Origin of the sequence: Nocardia sp. NPDC101769 (genome assembly GCF_044766925.1) — a bacterium.
In the GTDB taxonomy this organism is placed as follows: domain Bacteria; phylum Actinomycetota; class Actinomycetes; order Mycobacteriales; family Mycobacteriaceae; genus Nocardia.
Genome location: NZ_JBIWMX010000012.1, coordinates 196,514 through 219,418 on the forward strand (window position 1 = coordinate 196,514; position 22,905 = coordinate 219,418).

22 protein-coding genes and 1 pseudogene are annotated in these 22,905 nt (G+C 68.4%); 13 read left to right on the forward strand and 10 right to left on the reverse strand.

Annotated elements, in window-relative coordinates:
• Position 1: 1 nt before the first annotated feature.
• Positions 2-955, reverse strand: coding sequence for an SIS domain-containing protein (locus ACIRRA_RS20735; RefSeq protein ID WP_402770295.1), 954 nt, complete (start codon positions 953-955; stop codon positions 2-4).
• 158 nt (positions 956-1,113) lie between these two features.
• On the opposite strand from ACIRRA_RS20735, the gene ACIRRA_RS20740 reads away from it, so the two are divergent.
• The 4 genes from ACIRRA_RS20740 to ACIRRA_RS20755 are packed head-to-tail and all read left to right on the forward strand — an operon-like array spanning position 1,114 to position 4,860.
• A complete protein-coding gene (locus ACIRRA_RS20740) occupies positions 1,114-2,355 on the forward strand; it encodes an extracellular solute-binding protein (protein ID WP_402770297.1) in 1,242 nt (413 codons plus the stop codon).
• 59 nt (positions 2,356-2,414) lie between these two features.
• Positions 2,415-3,251, forward strand: a complete 837-nt coding sequence (locus ACIRRA_RS20745; RefSeq protein ID WP_402770300.1) for a carbohydrate ABC transporter permease — start codon at positions 2,415-2,417, stop codon at positions 3,249-3,251.
• Entirely contained in the window at positions 3,248-4,072 is an 825-nt protein-coding gene (locus ACIRRA_RS20750) for a carbohydrate ABC transporter permease (protein WP_402770303.1), read from the forward strand. The genes ACIRRA_RS20745 and ACIRRA_RS20750 overlap by 4 nt, the downstream gene beginning before the upstream one ends.
• On the forward strand, positions 4,069-4,860 hold the full coding sequence (locus ACIRRA_RS20755) for a DeoR/GlpR family DNA-binding transcription regulator (protein ID WP_402770306.1): 792 nt from the start codon (positions 4,069-4,071) through the stop codon (positions 4,858-4,860). The genes ACIRRA_RS20750 and ACIRRA_RS20755 overlap by 4 nt, the downstream gene beginning before the upstream one ends.
• Positions 4,861-4,871: 11 nt before the next feature.
• On the opposite strand, the gene ACIRRA_RS20760 is transcribed toward ACIRRA_RS20755, so the two are convergent.
• Positions 4,872-5,678, reverse strand: coding sequence for a DUF1460 domain-containing protein (locus ACIRRA_RS20760; RefSeq protein WP_402770307.1), 807 nt, complete (start codon positions 5,676-5,678; stop codon positions 4,872-4,874).
• A gap of 101 nt (positions 5,679-5,779) precedes the next feature.
• Between ACIRRA_RS20760 and ACIRRA_RS20765 the strand changes: the two genes are divergently transcribed.
• Complete coding sequence (locus tag ACIRRA_RS20765; protein WP_402770313.1) at positions 5,780-6,526, forward strand: methyltransferase domain-containing protein; 747 nt, start codon at positions 5,780-5,782, stop codon at positions 6,524-6,526.
• A gap of 65 nt (positions 6,527-6,591) precedes the next feature.
• On the opposite strand, the gene ACIRRA_RS20770 is transcribed toward ACIRRA_RS20765, so the two are convergent.
• Positions 6,592-7,188, reverse strand: a complete 597-nt coding sequence (locus ACIRRA_RS20770) for a TetR/AcrR family transcriptional regulator (protein ID WP_402770316.1) — start codon at positions 7,186-7,188, stop codon at positions 6,592-6,594.
• Positions 7,189-7,343: 155 nt separating this feature from the next.
• On the opposite strand from ACIRRA_RS20770, the gene ACIRRA_RS20775 reads away from it, so the two are divergent.
• Complete coding sequence (locus ACIRRA_RS20775; RefSeq protein ID WP_402770318.1) at positions 7,344-8,618, forward strand: cytochrome P450; 1,275 nt, start codon at positions 7,344-7,346, stop codon at positions 8,616-8,618.
• Here the strand turns inward: ACIRRA_RS20775 and ACIRRA_RS20780 are convergent.
• Together ACIRRA_RS20780 and ACIRRA_RS20785 are read right to left on the reverse strand one after the other, a co-directional pair.
• Positions 8,602-9,243, reverse strand: coding sequence for a cysteine hydrolase family protein (locus ACIRRA_RS20780; RefSeq protein WP_402770321.1), 642 nt, complete (start codon positions 9,241-9,243; stop codon positions 8,602-8,604). The two genes, ACIRRA_RS20775 and ACIRRA_RS20780, sit on opposite strands and share 17 nt — an antisense overlap.
• 7 nt (positions 9,244-9,250) lie before the next feature.
• Positions 9,251-9,577, reverse strand: a complete 327-nt coding sequence (locus ACIRRA_RS20785; protein WP_402770324.1) for a hypothetical protein — start codon at positions 9,575-9,577, stop codon at positions 9,251-9,253.
• A 69-nt stretch (positions 9,578-9,646) separates the two neighbouring features.
• Between ACIRRA_RS20785 and ACIRRA_RS20790 the strand changes: the two genes are divergently transcribed.
• On the forward strand, positions 9,647-9,985 hold the full coding sequence (locus ACIRRA_RS20790) for a helix-turn-helix domain-containing protein (protein WP_354841679.1): 339 nt from the start codon (positions 9,647-9,649) through the stop codon (positions 9,983-9,985).
• Positions 9,986-10,006: 21 nt separating this feature from the next.
• Here the strand turns inward: ACIRRA_RS20790 and ACIRRA_RS20795 are convergent, their stop codons facing one another.
• From ACIRRA_RS20795 to ACIRRA_RS20805, 3 genes are all read right to left on the reverse strand, one after another.
• The gene (locus ACIRRA_RS20795) at positions 10,007-10,183 is read right to left on the reverse strand and encodes a hypothetical protein (protein WP_402770327.1); all 177 of its coding nucleotides are present in this window, start codon (positions 10,181-10,183) and stop codon (positions 10,007-10,009) included.
• A gap of 90 nt (positions 10,184-10,273) precedes the next feature.
• Positions 10,274-11,560, reverse strand: a complete 1,287-nt coding sequence (locus ACIRRA_RS20800) for a glycosyltransferase 87 family protein (protein WP_402770330.1) — start codon at positions 11,558-11,560, stop codon at positions 10,274-10,276.
• Positions 11,561-11,728: 168 nt separating this feature from the next.
• Complete coding sequence (locus ACIRRA_RS20805; RefSeq protein ID WP_402770333.1) at positions 11,729-12,598, reverse strand: LysR family transcriptional regulator; 870 nt, start codon at positions 12,596-12,598, stop codon at positions 11,729-11,731.
• 83 nt (positions 12,599-12,681) lie between these two features.
• Here ACIRRA_RS20805 and ACIRRA_RS20810 point away from each other — a divergent pair, with 83 nt between their 5' ends.
• A complete protein-coding gene (locus tag ACIRRA_RS20810; protein ID WP_402770337.1) occupies positions 12,682-13,689 on the forward strand; it encodes a bile acid:sodium symporter family protein in 1,008 nt (335 codons plus the stop codon).
• A 4-nt stretch (positions 13,690-13,693) separates the two neighbouring features.
• On the opposite strand, the gene ACIRRA_RS20815 is transcribed toward ACIRRA_RS20810, so the two are convergent.
• Positions 13,694-15,085, reverse strand: a complete 1,392-nt coding sequence (locus ACIRRA_RS20815) for a nucleobase:cation symporter-2 family protein (RefSeq protein ID WP_402770340.1) — start codon at positions 15,083-15,085, stop codon at positions 13,694-13,696.
• A 406-nt stretch (positions 15,086-15,491) separates the two neighbouring features.
• Between ACIRRA_RS20815 and ACIRRA_RS20820 the strand changes: the two genes are divergently transcribed.
• The 3 genes from ACIRRA_RS20820 to xdhC are packed head-to-tail and all read left to right on the forward strand — an operon-like array spanning position 15,492 to position 20,129.
• Positions 15,492-16,943 carry a xanthine dehydrogenase small subunit gene (locus tag ACIRRA_RS20820; protein ID WP_402770343.1) on the forward strand — a complete coding sequence of 484 codons (1,452 nt, stop codon included), beginning with the start codon at positions 15,492-15,494 and terminating at the stop codon, positions 16,941-16,943.
• A complete protein-coding gene (gene xdhB, locus ACIRRA_RS20825) occupies positions 16,940-19,309 on the forward strand; it encodes a xanthine dehydrogenase molybdopterin binding subunit (protein ID WP_402770346.1) in 2,370 nt (789 codons plus the stop codon). Before ACIRRA_RS20820 ends, xdhB begins: the two co-directional genes overlap by 4 nt.
• A gap of 1 nt (position 19,310) precedes the next feature.
• Positions 19,311-20,129: a xanthine dehydrogenase accessory protein XdhC gene (gene xdhC / locus ACIRRA_RS20830; RefSeq protein WP_402770349.1), complete on the forward strand. Its 819-nt coding sequence runs from the start codon at positions 19,311-19,313 to the stop codon at positions 20,127-20,129.
• 94 nt (positions 20,130-20,223) lie between these two features.
• Here xdhC and ACIRRA_RS20835 read toward each other — a convergent pair whose 3' ends face one another.
• Positions 20,224-21,840, reverse strand: coding sequence for an FAD-binding protein (locus ACIRRA_RS20835; RefSeq protein ID WP_402770352.1), 1,617 nt, complete (start codon positions 21,838-21,840; stop codon positions 20,224-20,226).
• Between the two features lie 90 nt (positions 21,841-21,930).
• On the opposite strand from ACIRRA_RS20835, the pseudogene ACIRRA_RS20840 reads away from it, so the two are divergent.
• Positions 21,931-22,335: pseudogene (locus tag ACIRRA_RS20840) on the forward strand (ATP-dependent DNA ligase); the annotation flags it as partial.
• Entirely contained in the window at positions 22,313-22,900 is a 588-nt protein-coding gene (locus tag ACIRRA_RS20845) for a recombinase family protein (RefSeq protein WP_402770355.1), read from the forward strand. The pseudogene ACIRRA_RS20840 and the gene ACIRRA_RS20845, both read left to right, overlap by 23 nt.
• Positions 22,901-22,905: the final 5 nt, after the last annotated feature.

Here is a 22,905-nt window from a genome sequence, read left to right on the forward strand (position 1 = left end):
ATCAGCCCAGGATGACCGATCGCGTCAGGTTGCGGGGGTGATCGGGGTCCAAACCCAGGTCGGCGGCCCGCAGCAGGCACAGCAGGTGCACCCGGACCAGCTCGGCCATGGGGTCGATGTCGCGATGCTCCATATGCGCTCCGGCGGCGCGGATGTCATCGGCCAGGCCGGGCGGCTGCGGGCCCAGCGCCCACACCGCGCGGCCGGGTCCGGCGATGCTGATGGGGCCGTGCCGGTACTCGGTGGACAGGTAGGACTCGGTCCAGGAGCGGCACGATTCGCGCAGCTTCAGTGCGGCCTCGTCGGCGAGCGCGGCGGCGAAATCCATTCCCACAAAGGTGATCTGCTCGGCATGGCGGACACCCTTCAGCGCATCGGGGTCGTAGTCGGCCAGCACGGCCCGGGCCTGCGCGATCACCGGGCGCAGATCCTCACCGAGGTGCCAGCGCAGCAGCGCCAGCGTTGTTGTGGCGAACCGGGTTTGAACCACCGACCGCTCGTCCACCTCGTCGATGAGGATGGGGTCGGCCAGCTCCAGCACCGGCGTGGCGGGGCTGGAGCTGATGACCGTGCGCGGAATCTCCTCGGGCAGTGCGGAGATGGCGTCCAGCACCTCGGTGGTGGTGCCGGAGCGGCAGATCACCAGGTAGCGGTCGTAGCCGCGGCCGATCCCCGCGAGATCGCGCAGGCGCGGATCGCCCGCGGGCCAGGCGTCGGTGAGCCCCTGCCCGGCGGATTCGCGCAGTGCCGCGAAGGCGCGGGCCATGAACAGCGAGGTGCCGCAGCCGAGTACGGCCACCCGTTCGCCCGAGACGGGTAGCAGGTGGCGGTGCACGGCGGCGGTGGCCGCGGCGCGGGCCCAGTCGTCGGGCTGGGTGGCCACCTCGCCGGCGAGATGCGATCCGGCGGCCGGATGGCTTGCGGGGATGGAGATTCGATTCGCCTCGGGCAGCACGTACCCAGGATCAACCCAGTGATCGTTCCTGTCAATTTTCCCGGTCAAACGATCACATTCGAGCAGACTTCGCGTTAGATTCGGACATACCGAATCGTTCGCTTCATTCATCATCCGCGATTCGCGTCGCAGGGTGTGCAGATTGAGGAGCCCTTGTCGTGAAACGTCCACTGCGCGGCGCACTTTCCTCGGTGGCGCTGCTGACCGGCCTGGTGCTGACGGTGTCCTCCTGCGGTTTCGGCGGGAGCAAATCCGACGACTCGGACCCCAATACGCTCACCTTCCTCGCGCCGACGTACAGCGACGCGACCAAGGCCGAGTGGGACGCCATCATCGCGGATTTCCAGAAGGCCAATCCGGACGTCAAGGTCAAACTCTCGATGGAGTCCTGGGATTCGATCAATGACGTGGTGCGCACCAAACTGCAGTCCAAGGGCACCACGCCCGACATCCTGAATATCGACGCCTATTCGACCTACGCCACCGACGGCCAGCTCTACCCCGCCACCGATATCGCCGACCCCGCGGTGATCGCTGATATCCAGCCCGGCTTCGCCAAGAACGCGTCCATCGACGGAACCCAGTGGGCGCTCCCGCTTTTCGCTTCTACGCGCACGCTGTTCTACAACACCGAGCTGTTCGCGAAGGCGGGCATCGGCGCACCGCCCCGGACCTGGACCGAGCTCACCGACGACGCCAAGAAGATCCAGGCCCTCGGCGGCGTCTCCGGGTACGGGCTGCCGCTGGGCAGTGAGGAAGCCCAGGGCGAGACCTCCATCTGGACCTTCGGCGCGGGCGGCACCTGGTCCGATGGCGACAAGGTCACCGTCGACACCCCGCAGAACCTCGAGGGCGTACGGGCCATGAAGGCCGTCGCGGACGCCGGTGTGACCGAACCGAATCCGGGCGCAACCAACCGGCTCGATGTCATCAATGCGTTCATCCAGGGCAAGATCGGCATGATCGAGGGGCTGCCGCCCACCATCAGTCAGATCGCCGCCAAGAATCCGAGCCTGAAGTACGCCACCGCGCCCTCGCCGACCAAGACGGGCGACCCGTCCACCCTCGGTGTGGCCGACCATCTCATGGCCTTCAAGAAGGACGGCACCAAGGCCGCTGCCATCAAGAAGTTCCTCAGCTACTTCTACTCCGCGGCCGTCTACGCCAAGTTCGTCAGCGGTGAGCACTTCATCCCCGTCACCACCAGCGGTGCGGCCGCGCTCACCGACGATCCCGTCACCAAGGCGTTCGCCGCCACCCTGCCGGTCGCGAAGTTCTACCCGAGCAACAACCCGAAATGGGGTGCCGCACAGGGCGCCATCCGGCAGCAGATGGGCACGATCGCGCAGGGCAGCGACCCGGCCTCGGTGCTGCAGAAGATTCAGCAGGCGGCGAGTTGAGGGGCGTCGCCTGCCATCGATCCACGGCCACGCTGCGCGCGTTGCCGTGGATCGGCCCTGTGCTGGTACTGATCGCGGCGGTGGTCGCGTACCCGGCCGGGTACATGATCTGGACCTCGACCCGCGACCTGAGCGCCTACGGGACCGACCGCGGCCCGGCCGGATTCGCCAACTTCCGCAGGCTGTTCGCCATCGATGAGCTGCCCGCGATCCTGGCGCACACCGTGGTGTGGGTGGTGGCGGTCGTGGTGATCACGCTGGTGTTCTCGGCGGGGCTGGCGCAGTTTCTCAACAAGGACTTCCCGGGGCGGACTGCGGTGCGGCTGGCCATCCTGGTGCCGTGGGCGGCGTCGGTGGTCATGACGACCACCATCTTCGACTACATGCTGGATCCGGATGTGGGGATCGCCAACCGGTTCCTGGTCGATATCGGGGTGCTGGACCGGGGTTTCGGATTCACCAAGGAGCCGGGGCCGGCGTTCCTCGTGGCCATCGGGGTGGCGGTGTTCGTGTCCGTGCCGTTCACGACCTACACGATTCTGGCGGGGCTGCAATCGATTCCGTCCGACATCGACGAGGCGGGGCGGGTGGACGGGGCGAGCTCCTGGCAGCGATACCTGTATCTGACACTGCCGCAACTGCGTCCGGCCATGGCGGTGGCGACGGTCATCAACATCATCAACTCGTTCAATTCGCTGCCGATCCTGCAGGTGCTGACCGGCAGTATCGCGGGCTTCTCCGCGGACACCACGACCACGTTGACCTTCAAGCTGATTCGGCAGAATCAGCAGGTCGCCACGGCGGCGGCCATGAGCGTGCTGAACTTCGTGCTGATCCTGGTGATCATCGCGATCTACGTGAAGCTGATCCGGCCCGCCGGTGAGGAGGCGCGATGACCCGGCGGCGGTGGGGGCTCACGGCTGTCGGCGCGGTGCTGGCGGCGGTGTTCCTGCTGCCGTATCTGGTGATGGTGCTCGGGTCGTTCAAGCCGCGTTCGGAGATCCTGCGGATCCCGCCGACCTACCTGCCGCGGCAATGGCGGCCCGACAACTACGCCACCATGTGGCACACGCCGGAGACGCCGCTGCCGTTCAATCTGGTGAGCACCCTGGTGATCTCGGTGTTCGGGACGCTGTTGGTGCTGGTGGTGGCCATTCCGGCCGCGTATTACACCGCGCGGCGGCGGTTTCCGGGCAGGACGCTGTTCCTGGGTCTGGTATTGGTCACCCAGATGCTGCAACCGACCGTGCTGGTGACCGGCCTGCTGCGCGAGTTCTTCACCCTCGGCATCAACGACACCTGGCTGGCCATGATCCTGGTGAACGGTGCGTTCAATCTGTCGTTCGCGGTGTGGATCCTGCACAGCTTCTTCGCCGGGGTGCCGGTCGAGGTGGAGGAGGCCGCCCAGTTGGACGGGCTGAACCGCTGGCAGATCCTGACCCGGGTGAGCCTGCCGCTGGTGTGGCCCGGCATCGTCACCGCCACCGTGTTCGCCTTCGTCTCGTGCTGGAACGAATTCGCCGCCAGCCTGGTCATTCTCACCACGCCGGAGAATCAGCCGCTGTCGGTGGCGCTCACCAAGTTCGTCGGGCAGTACGACGTGGCTTGGCAATATGTGTTCGCGATCTCTACCGTCGGCATCGTGCCCGTCGTGATTCTGTTCGCGCTCATCGAGAAGCGCCTGGTCGCCGGCCTCACCGCCGGCAGCGTGAAATGACCGCTACCGCCGATCGTGCCCGGCGCTGGAATCGCCTGCTGGAACTGCTCGCCGACGCCGGCCGCCTCTCGGTCGAGGAGGCCGCCGCCCGTGTCGGCGCATCCCCCGCCACCATTCGGCGCGACTTCACCGCCCTCGCCGACCAGGGCCTGGCCACCCGCACTCACGGCGGCATCGTCGCCACCGCGGTCGCCTACGACCTCCCCGCCCGCTACCGCGGCGGCGCCGAAGAGCCCAAACAACGCGTCGCCGAACATGCTGCGGCCCTGATCGATCCGGCCGAAGTGGTGGCCCTCAACGGCGGCACCACCACCACGGCCGTGGCCCGCGCTCTGGCCTCCCGCCCCGACCTCCCCACCTCCACCGACCACGAACTCACCATCGTCACCAACGCCCTCAATATCGCCGCCGAACTGGTCCTGCGCCCCCACCTGCGCACCATCTGCCTGGGCGGCCTGGCCCGCCGCGAGTCCTACGAACTCCATGGCCCCCTCGCCGCCCTGGCCCTGGCCGAACTACGCCTGGACACCGTGATTCTCGGCGTCGGTGCGATCTCCGCCGAGGGCGGCGCCCAATGCCGCCACCTCGACGAGGCGGGTATCAATGCCGAAATGGTCCGCCGCGCCCATCGCGTCATCGTGGTCGCCACCGCCGACAAGTTGAACCGCACCGCCCTGGCCCGCATCTGCCCCATCGACGCCATCCACGTCCTGGTCGTAGACCGCGACGCCGCCCCCGCCGCCCTCGCCCCCATCCGCGACGCGGGCGTCGAGGTGCATCTGGTCTGAGCGCGGCCGAATCAGTTCGGGCGCAGCACGACCAGGCCCGGGACCGTGGTGAGGTACTGGGTCAGGGGGGTGTCGACGACCTGGTCGTTGGCGGCGAGGGAGGAGGCGTTGCGGAACATCGGCCCGTTCGGGGTGCTGATGAAGATGCCGACGTGGGAGACGTCGAGGCCGGCGTCAGGGGTGTAGGCGCCGAGGTAGTCGCCGGTGTGGAGGGCGGTGATGACGGCGTTGTCGAAGGAGCCGCTGGGGATGTAGGTGATGTCGCGGTCCACCACCGGGATGCCCGGAAGATAGTTGCCGCCATCGGCTTTCGCGTTGAGGTGCTTGGTGACGGTGACCGCGGCCGGGGTGAGGGTCGGCGTGATGTCGGTGGCCGCGATGCGGTTGACGGCGGCCCAGTCGGTGAAGAAGTGCTTGCGGCGGGTGAATTCGACCTGGCCGTCGGCGTAGCGGGTGGCCATCAGGTTCTGGATGAAGTCGGCGCGGGTGGTGGAGCGGCTCAGGGCCTCCACGTAGTCGAGGTAGGTGAAGCAGTCGACGCGGCGGAAGTCGATGACCAGCTGCTCGGGCTGGGTGGCGGAGCCGATCAGCATGTTCGCGCCGTAGGGGGTGCCGAGGAAGCGGCTGGAGAGCTGGGCGATGGCGTCGGTCCGGTTGCCTGTGATCGAGTTGCGCAGGGCGAGCAGGTCGTCCAGCTGCTGCGAGGTGGCCCCGTCGAGCGCCGGGTCGGCCGGGGTGGCCATGGCCTGGGAGGGCAGCAGGGCCAGCGCGGAGACGAGCGTGACCAGCATCAGCAGGATTCGGGTGACTGTGCGCAAAACCCCTCCATCGGAACGAGACGTGCAGATCGAACCTAACAGCCGTTTCCTGTCCCAGACAATCCTTTCGCTGCGCCGAATACCTGCGTAAGCTGCGCGGCATGATCGCGACCCAGTCGCCGCAGCAGCGCATCGTGGAATTGCTCCTCCCCGAATCTACCGTCGTCCACGGATATCTCGATGTGCTCGGGGCGGAGACGCCGCCGGCCAAGGGCATCGGTCAGGCGGCCATGCGGGTGCCGCTGATCTCCCGCATCTACGAACCCATCTGGCGCGAGTTCTTCCGGCTCGCCATGGGACGCAATGCGGTCGGCGTGCGCCGGGAGAAACAGCGGGCGGTGGACTCGCTCGGGATCACCGAGGGCGCGCTGGTGCTCGATGTCGGTTGCGGGCCAGGGCTGTTCACCAGGGCTTTCGGTCGGGCGGCGGGGGATTCGGGCCTTGCCGTCGGGCTCGATGCCTCGGAGTCCATGCTGGCGGAGGCGGCGCGCACCAATGCGGTTGGACCGGTTGGTTTTGTGCGTGGCGATGCGGGCCACCTACCCTTCGCCGACGGCGCCTTCGACGCCGCGGCCTGCTTCTTCGCGCTGCACTTCTTTCCCGACGCCGAGGGCGCGCTGGCCGAGATCGCCCGGGTGGCCAGGCCGGGCGGGCGGATCGCGGTGACCGCGCTGGCCCACCCGCCGATGCTCGACTTCCCACTCTTCCGCGGCGTGGCCGGCATCGGGGGCGCGCGCAGCCTCGGCTACCACGTCGTGCCGGACGTCCTCACCGCCGCAGGCTGCGAGGTGACCGTGCGGAAGTCCTCCGGCGCGGTGCAATTCGTGACGGCCGTCCAGCCGGCGTAACCGGCCGCGCCCTGGACCTTTCGGATCTTGTAGGACGCAGCGTGGACACATCGACTGCGGCGGGGTCAGCCGCCCGGCTGCTGAAAGGCGGGGAGCGCCGGAATCAGGCTCGCCGCGAAATCGCGGATACGCTGCGGCGGAAAGGCTTCGGGTGCGGCCAGCACCAGCCGGCCCGCTTCCCAGAACAGCGCGAACAGGGTGCGGGCGGTGAGCTCCACATCCACCGCCGCCCGCCGCTCGGCTGGAACCGCCTCGCGCACGAAGGTTTCCAGCGCCGCGATGAACGCCTGTCGCCCCCGCTCCAGCCGGCGCCGGAAGGTCGGAGTGCTCGAATCGACCAGCTGGAAAACCGCCCGCCACCGATCCGGCGTGGCCTGCACCGCGGTGAGGAAGCGTTCGAGGCTCTCGGTGGCGGCGCGGCCCGGATCCCCGGCGGATGCCAGTGGCACCGCGGTTGCCAGCTCCGCGAGGGCCGCGGTCTCCTCGCGGTCCAGGGAGGCGCGCAGCAGTGCATCGGAATCCTCGAACAGGCCGTAGATGACCGGCCGGCTGACCCCGGCCGCGCGGGCCACGGAGTCGATGGACACCTTGTGAATGCCTTCCTCGACAATGACCCGCAGCACCGCGTCGAGGAGCTGCTCCCGTCGCTGCTCGGGTGCCATCCGCGGTGCGTAGGCCCGGTTTCGGCGCTCGGCCACGGTTCACCTCTCTGCTTCGGAGCTGCCTTGACATCTGGATCTGCCGCGCAAATACTACAGTCACTGTAGCTACAGTGACTGTAGCTTTTGTCGGCCCGGCGGACCTCTAGGCGGTATCCATGACCACTGCGCACTCCCCGTCCACTCCCGGGTTCTTCGCCGGGCTGCTGGATCCGGCGAATCGGGCCGATCCGTATCCGCTGTACGACCGCATGCGCGAGCACGGGCCGGTGCGGCTCGGGGGTGGGCCGGTGGTGGTGCTGACGTCGTATCGGGATTGTGCGGCGGTGCTGCGGCATTCGGGGGCGGTGGTGGAGCGGCGGCATGGTTCGTTGCCGCTGGGGCCGACGCCGACCTACGATCTCGCGGGGGAACGGGCCGGGGAGTTGGTGGGGACCATGTCGTTCCTGTTCCGGGACGCGCCCGATCACACGCGGTTGCGGCGGCTGGTGGCCAAGGCGTTCACGCCGGCGGTGGTGCGGGGGATGGCGTCGCGGATCACCGCGATCGCGGACGCCGCCCTCGATGGGGCCGCCGAGCGTGGGCGGCTGGATGTGGTGGCGGATCTCGCGTATCCGCTGCCGATCACGGTGATCTGTGAACTGCTCGGGGTGCCGATCGAGGACGAACCGCGGCTGCGGGAGTGGTCGTCCATGCTGGCTCGCACCCTCGACCCGGTATCGGGGACCGCCACCTCCGGCCGGCCCGACCCGGTCGAACTGGTGCGGGCCAACAACGAATTGCACTCCTACTTCGAACAATTGGCGCGCGTGCGGCGTCGGCGGCCCGGGGACGATCTGCTGTCCGCGCTCATCGCCGCCGAGGACTCCGGCGACGCGCTGTCCCACGAGGAGCTCATCGCGACCTGCGGGCTGCTGCTGATCGCCGGGCACGAGACCACGGTGAACCTCATCGCCAATGCCACCCTGGCGCTGCTCGGCCACCGTCATCACCTGGCCATTCTGCGCACCGCAGGGGCTTTCGCGGGGCCGGTCATCGAGGAGACCCTGCGCTACGACCCGCCGGTGCAACTGGTTCCGCGCATCGCTCGCGACCCGATTGCCTTGCCGGGCATCGAGATCGCGGCCGGCGACATGATCATCATGCTGCTCGCCGCCGCCAACCGCGATCCGGCGGTCTTCGCGGAGCCGGGCCGCTTCGACCCGGCCCGCGAGAACCGGCACCTGGCCTTCGGTCTCGGCCAGCACTTCTGCCTGGGCGCTCCGCTGGCCCGGCTGGAGGCCGATATCGCCCTCACCCGATTCGCGCGGCGCGTGCGCGAACCCGGGCTCGACTGTGAGCGTCCGCCGTACCGGGAACACGTCACGCTACGCGGGCCGGCCGCGATCCCGTTGTCCTACACCGAGATTCTGCCCGCTAGCGGCGATTCATGAGCGCGCTGAGGGCAGCGGTGTCGGTGGTGCGGGAACCGCCCGCGAAGGCCAGTCCGGCCAGCGAGCGTTCGGCCGCCTCGGCATGGCCCGCGCCGCAGGCGTCGGTCACCACGATGGGCAGGTAACCCAGGTCGGTGGCGTGGCGCACCGTGGGTTCGATGCCGACCTCCATGGCGATGCCTGCCACCGCGAACGCGCCGATCCCCAAGTCCCGCAGGGCGATATCCAGGAGCGTCCCGGCGAATGCCGACATGGTGATCTTGTCGAAGACGACCTCGTCGGGACCCGGGGACAGCTCGGGCGCCAACTGGTACCGCGGCGAGCCCTGCGCGAAGGCGGCCCGCACCTCGGCCGGATCGTCCACGTGCTGCCACTCCATGGCGGTGCGCAACTGCGAAATCCCCGCCGCGGCAGGAGGAATCGACATGTGCCGGGTGTAGAAGACGCGGAAGCCGTTCGCCCGCGCCGCATCCCGCAACTGCACGCAGGACTTCACGATGCTCTCGCCGTCGGGCAGCTGCCCCACGATGCCGACCTGCATGTCGTAGATCAGCAGCGCCATCCGCTCCGGATGGCAGGCGTCCTCGACGGTCTGCGGAATGGTCAGGCCGTAGGCTTGTCGCATGACGGCCTCACCGGGTGCGGTCGTAGGGTTCCGCGACATCCACCGAGGCGTCCATCAGCGCCTCGATCGGCAGCGGGGCCGTGACCGGCACATACGTCCACTCCAGGAACCCCTTCCTGGTGAGTGGGAAGTCGTTCACGTACCGCTGCGCCTGCTCGACGCTGTCGACCTCGAACACGATGACCACCCCCGGCTCGTCGGCGCGGGCATAGTTCTCCCGCACAATGCCCGCCTTCCACAGCCGCCACACCTTGGCGACCTCCTCGGGCAGATACGGGGTAATGGTCTCCAGCGTGACGCCGGGCTTGAATCGATCGAATGTAATGACCTTCATGGGAATTCATGAAAGTCCCATGATTACAGTGTTACAAGAACGCACTTTTCGGTAAGTACCGGAGGCGAGATGCCGGCGAAGCGCTACCACTGCCCGGTCGAGGTGACCGTCGATCTGATCGGGGGGAAATGGAAGGCGGTCATTCTGGCGCACCTCAAGGAGGGGGTGCGGCGGTATGGGGAGTTGCGGCGGCTCATGCCGGACACCAGCGAGAAGATGCTGGTTCAGCAGTTGCGGGAGCTGGAATCCGATGGGCTGGTGCGGCGCACGGTGTTTCCCGCCGTCCCGCCGCAGGTGGAGTACGACCTCACCGACGAGGGGTGGAGTCTGGTCCCGGTGCTGACCGCGCTCTACGAGTGGGGTGAGAAGCGGAGCGCGCGAACGGGTCTCGTCATCGAGACGCCGTGACGCGCCCCGCGTCCGGGTTCGTCAGGCGGCGCGGTCGGTGCGCTCCGTGTGGTCCGGTCCGATTCCGTCCGCCTCGCACTGCGCCCGGTGCATGGCGCACCGGTACTTCGGCCCCGGCTTGATGAAGGCGGGGTCCAGCCGCTGGGCGAAGGTGAGGTTGTCACGCCGCCAGCAATCGATGCACACCGGCTCCTTCATGGCGTCCTCCTCGGGTCATCGCTCGCGAAAGGTATGCGCGAGAGGGGTTCCCATCTCTGGCCTGTTTCGGATATACCCTCGGCCACTCTTCTATAACGGATGCGGCCAAATAGCCGACCGGTCGGTTGAATATCCGCGGTCGGGGGAGTACCGGAGGTACGCGATCAGGCCGCCCAGGATGACCGCGTACACGATGACATAGCAGTTCAGCAGGATCTGCGAGATCGGCCAGGATGGCGGGAACAGGAACCAGCCGACCACCACCCAGCGATCGGTCCAGTGGTAGGCCCACGCGCCGGTGGTCAGGTACAGGAAACCGGCCGCCGACCACCAACGCGGTTCGGACGCGGCACGGTTGATCAGGTAGACGAACAGCGGCAGGAACCAGACCCAGTGGTGGTTCCAGGAGAACGGGGAGACCGCGCACGAGGTCAAGCCCGCGGTGGTCACGGTGAGCAGCTTCTCGCCGCGGTTGTAGAGCGCCGCCGCGAGCAGCAGGCCGCCGACCGCGACCGGGACGGCGATCAGCAGCCACAGCCACTGCGGCACTTGATGGCCCGAGAGATGGGCGATCGCGCCCCGCAGCGACTGATTGGCCGGTTGAGTGTCGGGGGCGATGCGGTCCGACTGGAAGAACGTCTTGGTCCAGTACTGCTTCGAATCGGACGGGAGGACGGCGCCGGCGACCAGGATCGTCATGACGAAGGTGGTCGCGGCCACCACGGCCGCCCGCCACTGGCGCAGCACCAGGAACTGCGCCACGAAATACAGCGGCACCAGTTTGATGCCCGCGGCCAGCCCGACGCCCACGCCGCGCAATCGGCTGCCCTCCGGGCGCGAGAAATCCCAGAGGATCAACGCCATCAGGACGAGATTGATCTGGCCGTAGTAGAGAGTGGTGCGCACCGGCTCCAGGAACATGCCCGTCGCCGCCAGCAGGGCGCTGATCCCGGCGAGCCGCCAGGTGAGGCGGTGGCCGAGTACGCGCCAGCACAACAGGACACAGCCGTAGAGCGCGCAAATGTTCAGTGCCAGCCAAGAATTCGTGACGTAGCCCCACGGCACCATCAGGATCGGCAGGAACATCAGCGTGGAGAACGGCGTGTAGGTGTAGGACAGGCCGCGATGTGTCGTCTCGGTGTAGAGCGGATGGTCGTGGTAGATCTTCCACGCGCCGTCCCGGTAGACATGGACGTCGAAGCCGCCCGCCAGAAAACCTACCTGGTCCAGCCACGGATCCACCGTCATGAAGATCAGCACCAGCGACAGCACCGCGCCGAAGGCCAGCACGATCAGCGTCGTCCTGCGCCACGCCGGTGGTGGCCCACCGGAATCCGCAATGGCAGTACCGTCATTCGTTCTTGCATCGATCAACACCAAACCCACCTCGGATGTGCGATACACACTGCCGGGCTCGAGAAATGCTGAACACGAACGCTTCAGCCCGCCCGCCTTGACGCTGCCGGCCATCGGCCGGCCGATCCGCGCTCTGCGTAGCGCGAATTCGGATTCTCAGCACCCTACCGCCCAAAGCGGGCAGTGCGGTCACATGCCCGACCGCGTGGTCTGTAGTGATAGGCGGCGCGCATTGGCGGTGATGGCGTCGGCCAGCGCCTGCTCCGGATCCGCCAGGCGGGTGCGGCGGTGCATGAGAACGAAATCCAGTTCCCCCAATTCGGGCAGCCGGGGGTCGGTGAGCGGAACCAGCCCATCGGGCAGCACACCCGCCGCGTGCGCGATCACCCCGAGCCCGGCCAGAGTAGCCGCCCGCAGTCCGAGCAGGCTGTCGCTGACGCAGGCGACCCGGCAGGTGCGGCCCGCGTGCTCGAGCGCGCGCAACGCCTGCTGCCGCGTCAGGCTCGGCTCCGGATAGGTGACGAACGGCACAGGATCCTCGAATTCCGTTGTGGCCGAAGGCCCCGCCCACACCAGACGGTCCCGCCACAGCAGCGTGCCGTGCCGCTCGCCCGGCAGCCGCTTGCCGAAGACCAGGTCGAGTTCACCTGCGGTCATGCGGGATTTGAGGGTCTCGCTCAGGCCGACGGTGAGCTCGAGATCCACGCCGGGATGGGTGCGCTGGAACTCCACCAGGATGTCGGGGAGCGCATGGGCCATCAGATCGTCGGACGCGCCCAGGCGGACCAGGCCGGTGAGGGCGGAACCGGAGAAGTAGGCCTGGGCCTGGGCTTGCGCGTCGAGGATGGCGCGGGCGAAGCCGATCATGGCCGCGCCGTCGGCGGTGAGCGCCAGATTGCGGGTGTCGCGGCGGAACAGCTCCCGCCCGGCGGCCTGTTCCAGCCGGGCGATATGACCGCTCACGGTGGACTGGCGCAGGCCCAGCTGACGGCCCGCGGCGGTGAAGCCGCCGGCCCGCTCCACGGCCAGGAAGGTGCGTAGCAGCTCGGGTTCGAACATGCCGGTAATTATCACGTATCTCGATGAGAGATATCGGATCGAACGACTATCGCGATCAGCATTCACCCTCCTACCGTCGAAACGTGCAGCTCCTCGCCAAACTCCGCATCGACTCCTTCATGCTGGGCATCCTCGCCGCCGTCGCGCTGGCCGCCCTGCTGCCCGCGCGCGGCGAAGCGGTCGAGGTACTGAACTGGGCCACCAAGATCGCCATCGCGGTGCTGTTCCTGCTCTACGGCGCCCGCCTGGAACCCCGTGAGGCCCTGGCCGGACTGCGGCACTGGCGACTCCACTCCGGAGTGCTGGCAGCCACTTTTGTGATCTTCCCGCTGCTGGGCCTGGCCCTGCGGGTACTGGTGCCGAGCGTGCTCACCCCGGACCTCTACACCGGCGTGCTGTTCCTGTGCCTGGTGCCCTCGACGGTGCAGTCCTCCATCGCCTTCACCTCGATGGCCCGGGGCAACGTGGCCGGCGCGGTGGTGAGCGCCTCGCTGTCGAATCTGATCGGCGTCTTCGCGACCCCGCTGCTCGTGATGGCTTGCATGAATACCACGGCGGGCGTGCATGTTTCACCGTCGGCGGTGCTCGCGATCGTGGTCCAGCTGCTGCTGCCGTTCCTGGCCGGGCAGCTGCTGCGCCCCCGCCTGGGCTGGGTGCTCGGCCATCCGGCAGCCACCAAGACGGTGGATCGCGGCTCGGTCTACCTCGTCGTCTACGCGGCGTTCAGTGCCGGTGTGACAGCTGGCATCTGGCACGACCTGCCGGCCCGCGTGCTGGCGTCCACGGTGCTGGTCTGCGCGGCCCTGCTGGCCACCGTGCTGGCCCTCACCTCACTGGGCGGCCGCCTGCTCGGCTTCTCCCGCGCGGACCGCATCGTGCTGACCTTCTGCGGCTCCAAGAAGAGCCTCGCCACCGGCCTGCCCATGGCCTCGGTGCTCTTCGCGGGGCATCCGGTCGGCCTGATCGTGTTGCCGCTCATGATCTTCCACCAGATCCAGCTCTTCACCTGCGCGGCCCTGGCTCAGCGCTATGCCCGCCGGGCGGACCCGGTGGAAGCCGAGTTGCCCAGCGGTGCAGTGGAACCGGTGTGAGCGGTCAGTGCGCCTCGTTCGCCGGCGTGCGGGTTCTGCTCGCACCCCAGTGATTGAAGACCAGATTGAGCACGAAGACCACGATCACGGCCGAGGTGATCGGGCTGCCCGCGATCATCTGGAAGTCGGCCGGGAACTTGGTGTAGATGTTCGGGGCCACCGCAGGCAGCAGCGCCACCGACAGCGTGACCGCGACGATCAGCATATTGCTGGTGCCCTCGAACTGGACCTTGTGCAGCACCCGCAGCCCGACCGCGGTGACCATGGCGAACATGACCGTGGCCGCGCCGCCGATCACCGGACCCGGCAACGCGGCGACCACGCTGCCGACCTTGGGCACCAGCCCCAGCGCCACCAGCATGCCGCCGCAGGCCGCGACCACCCAGCGGCTGCGCACGCCGGTCAGTCCGACCAGGCCGACATTCTCGGCGAAGGCGGTGTCGGGGAAGGAGTTCATGAATCCGGCCAGCACCGCGGAGAGTCCGTCGGCGGCCAGGCCGCGTCCCAGATCCGCCGGCTCGAGCTGCTTGTCGACCATTTCGGCGACAGCGACCATATCGGCGGTGGACTCGGTGAAGGTCACCAGCATGACCACGCACATGGAGATGATCGCGCCGAGATGGAACTCGGGTGCGCCGAAGATGAACGGCCGCGAGATCGCGAACCAGCCCGAGGACCCGACCGCCGACATGTCGACCAGATGCATGGGCACCGCCACCAGCGTGCCGATCACGACACTGATCAGCACGGCCAGCTGGGCGATCAGTCCGCGGGCGAACCGGTGGATCACCACGATCAGCGCGATCACCAGCCCGGCCAGCGCGATATGCGAAATCTGGCCGTAGTCGGCCGCTTTCGGGTCGTCGCCGGCGATCAGCCCGGCGTCCGCGCCGATCAGCGACAGCCCGATCACACAGATCACGCAGCCCGACACCAGCGGCGGGAAGAACCGCACCACCTTGGCGAAGAAGCGGGCGATGACCAGACCGAACACGCCCGACACCAGGATCGCGCCGTAGACGGTGGGCAGCCCGGCCTCGCCGCCGCCGAACTGCTGCGCGATCAGGATCATGGGCGAGACCACGGTGAAGGTCGCGCCCGCGACCACCGGTAGCCGGACACCGAGGATCCGGCCGATGCCGACCGACTGGATGATGGTGACGACGCCGGAGACCAGCAGATCGGCATTCACCAGCAGGCCGATGGTGTGGGCCGGTAGTTTCAGCGCTCCGCCGACGAGCAGCGGCACCGCGACCGCGCCCGCGTACATGATCGCCAGGTGCTGCAGGCCCAGCAGCGCCAATCGTGGGGGCGGCGGGATTTCGTCGACCGGATGCCGGGGCCCGACGACGCCGATATCGGGTTTACGGGAGGGGCGCGAAAAGCGCATTTGCATGATGCCTCCTGGAACACGTGAACAGCCGCCCGAACAGGCCGCGACCACGACCCGAATGATGGCGCAGGAAATACCTGTCCCGCAGCAGATTGTTCGATTGTCCAGCCGGACCGGCGCGCCTCCCGGCCGCCTTCGTATTTTCCTACAGAATCCCACGGCCCGCGGCCCTTCGTATTGACCGATATCGTGCCGCGACGTAGGTTCGGGGCCTCGTAACCCATGGTCACAGGCAGGAGGCGACCGGATGTCCAGCAATTCCGACCTGCGTCGTCTCGCTCACCGCACGGTGTGGGTGCCCGGCCGGGTGGCGCACGGCTGCTGAGGCACGGCTTTCTCGACGAGCGGAATTAATCCGCCGACACTGGATAGTGCACTCGATAGTGCACTCGACGTAGAAAGCAGCCTGATGGCAATTTTCATGACGGTGAACGGGAAAACCACGCCGATTTCTCCCGTCGCCACGCATACCTCCCTGCTGGACTTTCTCCGGGAGCTCGGGCTCACGGGGTGCAAGGAGGGTTGCGCAGAAGGCGAATGCGGCGCGTGCTCGGTGCTGGTGGCCCGGCCGGGAGTGGCCGAGCCGACCGAATGGGTGGCGATCAATGCCTGCCTGGTGCCCGCCGTCGCGCTGGACGGGCAGGAGATCGTCACCGCCGAGGGCCTGGGCGGCCCCGCGGAGCTGCATCCGGTGCAGCGCGAGATGGCGGTGCGCGGCGGATCGCAATGCGGTTACTGCACACCGGGATTCGTGTGCAGCATGGCCGCGGAGTACTACCGGCCGGATCGGCGGGCGCTCGACGAGATCGCGCCCGACTGCGCGCACGCCGAGACCGGGCCCAATGGTTTCGATCTGCACGCGCTCAGCGGCAATCTGTGCCGGTGTACCGGCTACCGGCCCATCCGCGATGCCGCCTTCGCGGTCGGCGAGCCGGGCGCCGATGACGAACTGGCCCGGCGGCTCGCCTCCGACCCGCCGGAACCGGTGGCGACCGACTTCAGTTCAGGCGGGCGGCGTTTCGTCCGGCCCGCGACCCTCGCCGACGCGCTCCGGCTGCTGCGCGAGCACCCGGACGCCACTGTGGTGGCGGGCAGCACCGACCTGGGCGTCGAAGCGAACCTCCGCGGGAAGCGGGCGGATTACCTGCTGGCCGTTGATCAGCTGCCCGAACTGCGGGAGCTGACCATCGGCGCGGACCGGATCGAGCTGGGCGCGGCGCTCACCCTCACCGAGATCGAACGCCGCCTCGCCGGGCGGGTGCCGCTGCTGTCGGAGTTGTTCCCGCAGTTCGCCTCCCGGCTCATCCGCAATGGGGCCACCCTGGGCGGCAACCTCGGCACCGGCTCGCCGATCGGCGACGCTCCGCCGGTGCTGCTGGCGCTGGCTGCGTCGGTCGTGCTGGCCGATGCAGACGGTGAGCGCGAGATCGCGCTGGCCGACTACTTCACCGGCTACCGGCACTCGGTGCGGCGGCCGGACGAGCTCATCAAGGCCGTCCGGATTCCGCTGCCGCTCGCGCCGGTGACCGCCTTCCACAAGATCGCCAAGCGGCGCTTCGACGATATCTCCAGTGTCGCAGTGGCTTTCGCGCTCGACATCGAGGACGGTCTGGTGCGCTCGGCGCGCATCGGGCTGGGCGGTGTGGCCGCCACCCCGGTGCGCGCCTACGACACCGAGGCGGCCCTCGTGGGCCGGCCATGGACCGAATCGACCGTGATCGAGGTCGCACAGGTGCTGCGGGACGAGGGCACGCCGCTCGACGATCACCGCGCCAGCGCGCGGTATCGCAGCGCGATGCTCGGGGAGAGCCTGCGCAAACTGTTCGCCGAGACCACCGAACCCGCGGGGATGCTGTCATGAGCCACCTGTCGCAACGACCCGACAACCCCCCGGTGGGTGTGGCGCTGCCGCACGAGAGCGCTGCTCTGCACGTCACCGGGGCTGCGCTCTACACCGACGACCTGGTGTATCGCACCAAGGATGTGCTGCACGCGTATCCGGTGCAGGTGCCGCACGCGCACGCGCGTATCACCGCCCTGCGCACCGCGCCCGCGCTGCGAGTGCCCGGCGTGGTGCGGGTGCTCACCGCCGCGGACGTGCCCGGTATCAACGACGCGGGCGTCAAGCACGATGAGCCGCTGTTCCCCGACGAGGTCTGCTTCCACGGCCACGCCGTCTGCTGGGTGCTGGCCGAGACCCTCGAGGCCGCGCGGCTGGGCGCGGCGGCGGTCGATGTGGAGCTGGAGCCGCTGCCCTCACTGATCACGATCGAGGAAGCCGTGGCGGCCGGCAGCTTCCAGGGTGCGCATCCCCAGATACGGTGCGGCGACCTGGAATCCGGGTTCGCGGCCTCGGCGCACGTGTTCACCGGCGAAATCCACTTCTCCGACCAGGAGCACTTCTACCTCGAAACCCATGCCGCCCTGGCGTATGTCGACGAGGGCGGGCAGGTGTTCGTGCAGTCCAGCACCCAGCATCCGTCGGAGACCCAGGAGATCGTGGCCCACGTACTCGGGCTGCACAATCACGAGGTCACCGTGCAATGCCTGCGCATGGGCGGCGGATTCGGCGGCAAGGAGATGCAGCCACACGGCTTCGCGGCCATCGCGGCGCTCGGCGCGACCATCACCGGACGTCCGGTCCGGCTGCGGCTGAACCGAACCCAGGACCTGACCATGTCCGGCAAGCGGCACGGATTCCACGCGCAGTGGCGGGTCGGATTCGACGCCGACGGGCACATCCAGGCGCTGGACACCACCCTGACCTCGGACGGCGGCTGGAGCCTGGACCTCTCGGAGCCGGTGCTGGCCCGCGCGCTCTGCCACATCGACAACCTGTACTGGATTCCCAACGGGCGCTTCACCGGTCGTATCGCCAAGACCAACAAGCCCTCCAATACCGCCTTCCGGGGCTTCGGCGGACCGCAGGGCATGCTCGTCATGGAGGACCTGCTGGGCCGGTGCGCGCCGCTGCTCGGCCTGGATCCGATGGAATTGCGCCGCCGCAACTTCTACCGCGCCGGGCAGTCCACGCCCTACGGGCAGCAGGTGCGCCACCCCGAGCGCATCACCGCCACCTGGGACCAGGTGCTCGAACGCGGTGAGATCGCCACGCGCACAAGGGAGATCGCGGCCTACAATGCGGCGCATCCGCACGTGAAGCGCGGGCTGGCAGTCACCGGCGTCAAGTTCGGCATCTCGTTCAACATGACGGCCTTCAACCAGGCCGGGGCGCTGGTGCTGATCTACAAGGACGGGTCGGTGCTGATCAATCACGGCGGCACCGAGATGGGGCAGGGCCTGCACACCAAGATGCTGCAGGTGGCGGCCACCACGCTGGGCATCCCGCTGGACAAGGTGCGGCTCGCGCCGACGCGAACGGACAAGGTGCCCAACACCTCCGCGACCGCGGCGAGTTCGGGGGCCGACCTGAACGGCGCGGCCGTCAAGAATGCCTGCGAGCAACTGCGGGACCGGCTGCTGCAGGTGGCGGGGGCACGGCTGGGGGTCAATGCCTCCGACGTCCGCATCGCCGACGGCGTCGCCCGTGCCCTGGGCCCCGGTGACGCGGTCGTCGAATGGAACGACCTGTGCAGGACGGCCTACCTGCAGCGAGTTCAGTTGTCGGCGGCCGGTTTCTATCGCACCGAGGGCCTGCACTGGGATGCGAAGACCATGCACGGCTCGCCGTTCAAGTATTTCGCCTACGGCACCGCCGCCGCCGAGGTGGAGGTGGACGGCTTCACCGGCGCGTACCACATCCGCCGCGTCGACATCGTTCACGATGTCGGTGACAGCCTGTCGCCGCTCATCGATATCGGCCAGATCGAGGGCGGTTTCGTGCAGGGCGCGGGCTGGCTGACGCTCGAGGACATCCGCTGGGACACCGGTGACGGACCCGGTCGCGGGCGGCTGCTCACCCAGGCGGCGAGCACCTACAAGCTGCCCAGCTTCTCGGAGATGCCCGAGGTCTTCAATGTCACCCTGCTGCAGCACGCGCACGAGGAGGGCGTGGTGTACGGGTCCAAGGCGGTGGGGGAGCCGCCGCTGATGCTGGCGTTCTCCGTGCGGGAGGCGCTGCGCCAGGCCGCCGCGGCCTTCGGACCGGACGGGGTGAGCGTCGAGCTGGGCGCGCCCGCCACACCGGAGGCGGTGTACTGGGCCCTCGACGCGGCCCGGCGCACCCGCGAATTCGCCACCGAGGAAAGCGTTTCCGCCGGTGCGTGACATGACCTGGGTGACCGCGGTCGCGCGACTGCGCGATCGCCGGGAACCCGGCGTCCTGGTGACGGTGGCGTCCGTGCGCGGCCACGCGCCGCGCCGGGCGGGCGCGAAAATGGTGGTGGGACAGTCCGATATCTGGGGTTCGATCGGTGGCGGCAATATCGAGGCCGTCGCCGTCGAGCGCGCCCGCGAACTGATCTCGCAACCGCACGCCGAACCCGAGCTGATGGAATTCGCCCTCAACGACAAGGTTGTCGGTCAGCACGGCGTCCAGTGCTGCGGCGGCACGGTGACCGTCCTGCTCGAGCCGCTGCCGGTGCACCCGTCCGTGGCCATCTTCGGTGTCGGTCATGTCGGGCTGGAACTGGCCCGCATCCTGGCCCGCCAGGATCTCGACCTGCATCTGATCGACTCCCGGCCCGAGGTGCTCACCGGGGAACGGCTCGCGCCGCTGGACGACGCCATCGCCCGGATCCATACCCATCACACGCCGTTGCTGCCCGAGCAGGTCCTCGACCGGCTGCCGCCCGGCACCCACATCCTGATCATGACCCACGATCACGCCGAGGACGCCGCTCTCTGCGATGCCGCGCTGCGCGCCGACGACCTCGGCACCATCGGCCTGATCGGATCCCCGGCCAAGTGGGCTCGGTTCAGGAAGCGGCTCACCACCGAGGGCGGCCATTCGCCGGAAGCCCTGGGCCGCATCAAGACTCCCATCGGGCTGGCCGATATCACCGGGAAGGAACCGGCTGTCATCGCGGTGAGCGTCGCGGCGGATCTGGTGCACACCTTCGAACTCGGAGCGCGCACCACCGACTGACGCCGCGGCGCGGGAACCGCGGGCACGCGATCAGCGCTCCGGGGGCGCGGTGGTGACGTCGCCGTCGGCCATGGCCGCAGCGTGGGCTCCGGGGTCAGTGCGTGGCCGCCAGCTCCACGCTGTGGGTACCGGCGCGGCGACCCGAGAACACGCAGTCGGCCAGGGACAGGCCGCTCACGTACGAGTTCGAGCACACTCCGACTGCGGCCCGGCCCGCCGCGAACAGACCCGGGATGGCCGCGCCGGATTCGGTGCGGACCGCGCCGGTCTCCTCGTCCACCAGCAGCCCGCCCAGGGTGAGCATGGGCATGGGGTAGGTCAGCCGGGACTTGAACGAGATGTCCAGCAGCGCAAAGGGTCCCGTGCGCAGCGGGCGGCGGATGTCGTCGGGCTTGCCCATGGGGTCGGGCAGCTGCTGCTCGATGGCGCGATTGTGCGCATCCACGGTCTTGCGCAGGGCCGCGGGATCGATACCGGCCCGGGCCGCGACCTCCTCGACGGTCCGGCCGGTCACACTGCCGAACCGCTGCAGCCGCTCGGCCTGCATGCGCTGGAACCAGACCGACTGCTTCCCGAGCTGGCGGCGCGCCTCGGCGGCCAGCGGGGCATCGACCAGCAGCCAGGCCCGATGTCCCGGACTGGCGGCGATGGCCGCGCCCAGAGCCGCGCCGTAGCGGGATTCGTCGATCATGCGCCGACCGTTGGCATCCACCGCGATCGAGCCGAAGTAGGCACTCGACGGTGCGATGAAACGCCAGGTGGACAGCACATCCATGCGACCGGTGGCCGCGCCGGCCTCCTGCGCCATGGTGATACCGCCGCCGTCGTCCCCGGCGGTGCCCAGTGGCAGTCCCTCGGCCCACGGATAGTCCGGCGCGTGCTCGGCGACCATCGCGCCATTGGCGATGAAGCCGCCCGTGGTGAGGATGACCCCCGACCGCGCCTGAATGCGCACCGGCGTCCCGTAGCGCCGCTCGATGCGGGCCAGCAGCGCTTGCGCCGCCTTGCGCAGACCCTGGTGGTACACACCGGGTTTCGCCGAGATGCGGGCCAGCGCGGCGAATCTGCGCTGCACTGCCGCGGGCGCGCCGCTGATCGTGGTCGCCTCGATGCCGACCACCCGGCCGTCCTCGATCACGAGCCGTGTTGCCCGGGTGCCGGTTTGGACCCGCACCCCGTGCTTCGCCGCCGACGCGGCGAGCGGCCCGAACAGCTTCTTGCCGGACACCCCACGTCCGTGCGCGCGATGCCCGCGCTGCCGCGGCCGTGCCAATTCCCGGAAGCCACCGGAGTTTTCGCTGCCCGAGTAGTACAGGTAGTAGTCGTCGGTGGGGTACGAGGTCTTGAAGGGGCACAGCGACGGCTGGAACGGCACCCCGTGCCCGGTCAGCCAATCGATCAGTGCGGGCGACTCCTCGCAGAACTTGCGCAGCGTCCGCTCGCTCACGGTGTCGCCGACCTCGGCGCGCAGATACGCGAGCATGTTCTCCACGTCGTCCTCGACCCCGGCCGCGCGCTGCACCCAGGTGCCGCCGCCCGCGTAGACGATTCCGCCGGAGAGCGCGGTCGCCCCGCCGCCCAGGTAGCGGTCCAGGGCGAGCACGTCGGCGCCCGACTCCCGCGCGGCCAGTGCTGCCGCGACACCCGCGCCCCCGTATCCGACCACCACCACATTGGCCGAAGAGTCCCAGGTCCGCACCGTTGCGTCCACCTTCCCGAGTGAAGAAATCCCAGCGAGATGAACTATAACGCGTTCTAGTTCGGTGTGCGGTTCACGGCGAGCCGGTCGCGGATGGCCGGAATGCCGGTTACCGTCGGACGGGTGGCCAGCAAGTCAGCCGCACCGGCGATCGAGGTGCCGGTCGGCGAACACACGGTGCGCGTGTCCAATCCGGATCGGGTGTACTTCCCCGAAACCGGGGCGACCAAGCTCGATCTGGTGCAGTACTACCTGAGCGTCGGCGACGGGATCGTCAACGCGCTGCGGGACCGGCCGTGCATGCTGCACCGCTTCCCGAAGGGCCTGCCCGGCGGCAAGGTCCACCAGAAACGCCTGCCCGGCGGTGCGCCGGACTGGATTCCGACTGTCCAGCTGTACTTCCCGCGCTACGGCCGCACCGCCGACGAACTCTGTGTCGAGAAGCTCGCCGTGATCTGGGCGGTGCAGATCTCTACCGCAATACATGTACAACATTGGTGTGAACGATGATCATGTAGGGAAACGGGTACTTGGCCGTATCCGATTGTCCCGGGAGGCAGAGGACGCGGGTACCTCTGAAGCCCGCCAGCGTGAAGCCATAGAAGCATGGGCACGTATGCACGGTGCCACCGTTGTCGGTTGGGCTGTAGACCTCGGGGTGTCCGGCGGCGTAGACCCGTTCAAAACCCCCGAACTCGGTGCATGGCTGAAGCCTGAACGGTTGATCGAGTGGGATGTCCTGGTCGGGTACCGGCTGGACCGAATCTCGCGCCGACTGATCCCGTTGTCCACCTTGATGGAGTTCCTTCGGGAACGGGGTAAGTCGCTTGCGTCCACCTCCGAATCTATCGACCTGAGCACTTGGGCGGGCCGCTTGGTGGCAACCGTGCTGGCAATCGTCGCCGAAGGTGAGCTAGAAGCGGCCACCGAACGTAACCAAGGCTCGCAGAGGAAAACCCGGGAGCTTGGACGGTTGCACTCCGGAGTAATTGTCAAAACCTGTGTATCGGTATGTTTTAGGCGACCTCCGTTCGGGTGGAATCGGCCGACCCGGCTGATGGTGGCGGGGTGATGTCG

What these genes read in the sequence shown, in the direction of transcription:
- ACIRRA_RS20750 (WP_402770303.1), top strand. Translation starts at nt 3,248, where the DNA reads ATGACCCGGCGGCGGTGGGGGCTCACGGCTGTCGGCGCGGTGCTGGCG.
- ACIRRA_RS20755 (WP_402770306.1), top strand. Translation starts at nt 4,069, where the DNA reads ATGACCGCTACCGCCGATCGTGCCCGGCGCTGGAATCGCCTGCTGGAA.
- ACIRRA_RS20765 (WP_402770313.1), top strand. Translation starts at nt 5,780, where the DNA reads ATGATCGCGACCCAGTCGCCGCAGCAGCGCATCGTGGAATTGCTCCTC.
- ACIRRA_RS20770 (WP_402770316.1), bottom strand. Translation starts at nt 7,188, where the DNA reads ATGGCACCCGAGCAGCGACGGGAGCAGCTCCTCGACGCGGTGCTGCGG.
- ACIRRA_RS20775 (WP_402770318.1), top strand. Translation starts at nt 7,344, where the DNA reads ATGACCACTGCGCACTCCCCGTCCACTCCCGGGTTCTTCGCCGGGCTG.
- ACIRRA_RS20780 (WP_402770321.1), bottom strand. Translation starts at nt 9,243, where the DNA reads ATGCGACAAGCCTACGGCCTGACCATTCCGCAGACCGTCGAGGACGCC.
- ACIRRA_RS20785 (WP_402770324.1), bottom strand. Translation starts at nt 9,577, where the DNA reads ATGAAGGTCATTACATTCGATCGATTCAAGCCCGGCGTCACGCTGGAG.
- ACIRRA_RS20790 (WP_354841679.1), top strand. Translation starts at nt 9,647, where the DNA reads ATGCCGGCGAAGCGCTACCACTGCCCGGTCGAGGTGACCGTCGATCTG.
- ACIRRA_RS20795 (WP_402770327.1), bottom strand. Translation starts at nt 10,183, where the DNA reads ATGAAGGAGCCGGTGTGCATCGATTGCTGGCGGCGTGACAACCTCACC.
- ACIRRA_RS20805 (WP_402770333.1), bottom strand. Translation starts at nt 12,598, where the DNA reads ATGTTCGAACCCGAGCTGCTACGCACCTTCCTGGCCGTGGAGCGGGCC.
- ACIRRA_RS20815 (WP_402770340.1), bottom strand. Translation starts at nt 15,085, where the DNA reads ATGCAAATGCGCTTTTCGCGCCCCTCCCGTAAACCCGATATCGGCGTC.
- ACIRRA_RS20820 (WP_402770343.1), top strand. Translation starts at nt 15,492, where the DNA reads ATGGCAATTTTCATGACGGTGAACGGGAAAACCACGCCGATTTCTCCC.
- xdhB (WP_402770346.1), top strand. Translation starts at nt 16,940, where the DNA reads ATGAGCCACCTGTCGCAACGACCCGACAACCCCCCGGTGGGTGTGGCG.
- xdhC (WP_402770349.1), top strand. Translation starts at nt 19,311, where the DNA reads ATGACCTGGGTGACCGCGGTCGCGCGACTGCGCGATCGCCGGGAACCC.
- ACIRRA_RS20845 (WP_402770355.1), top strand. Translation starts at nt 22,313, where the DNA reads ATGTACAACATTGGTGTGAACGATGATCATGTAGGGAAACGGGTACTT.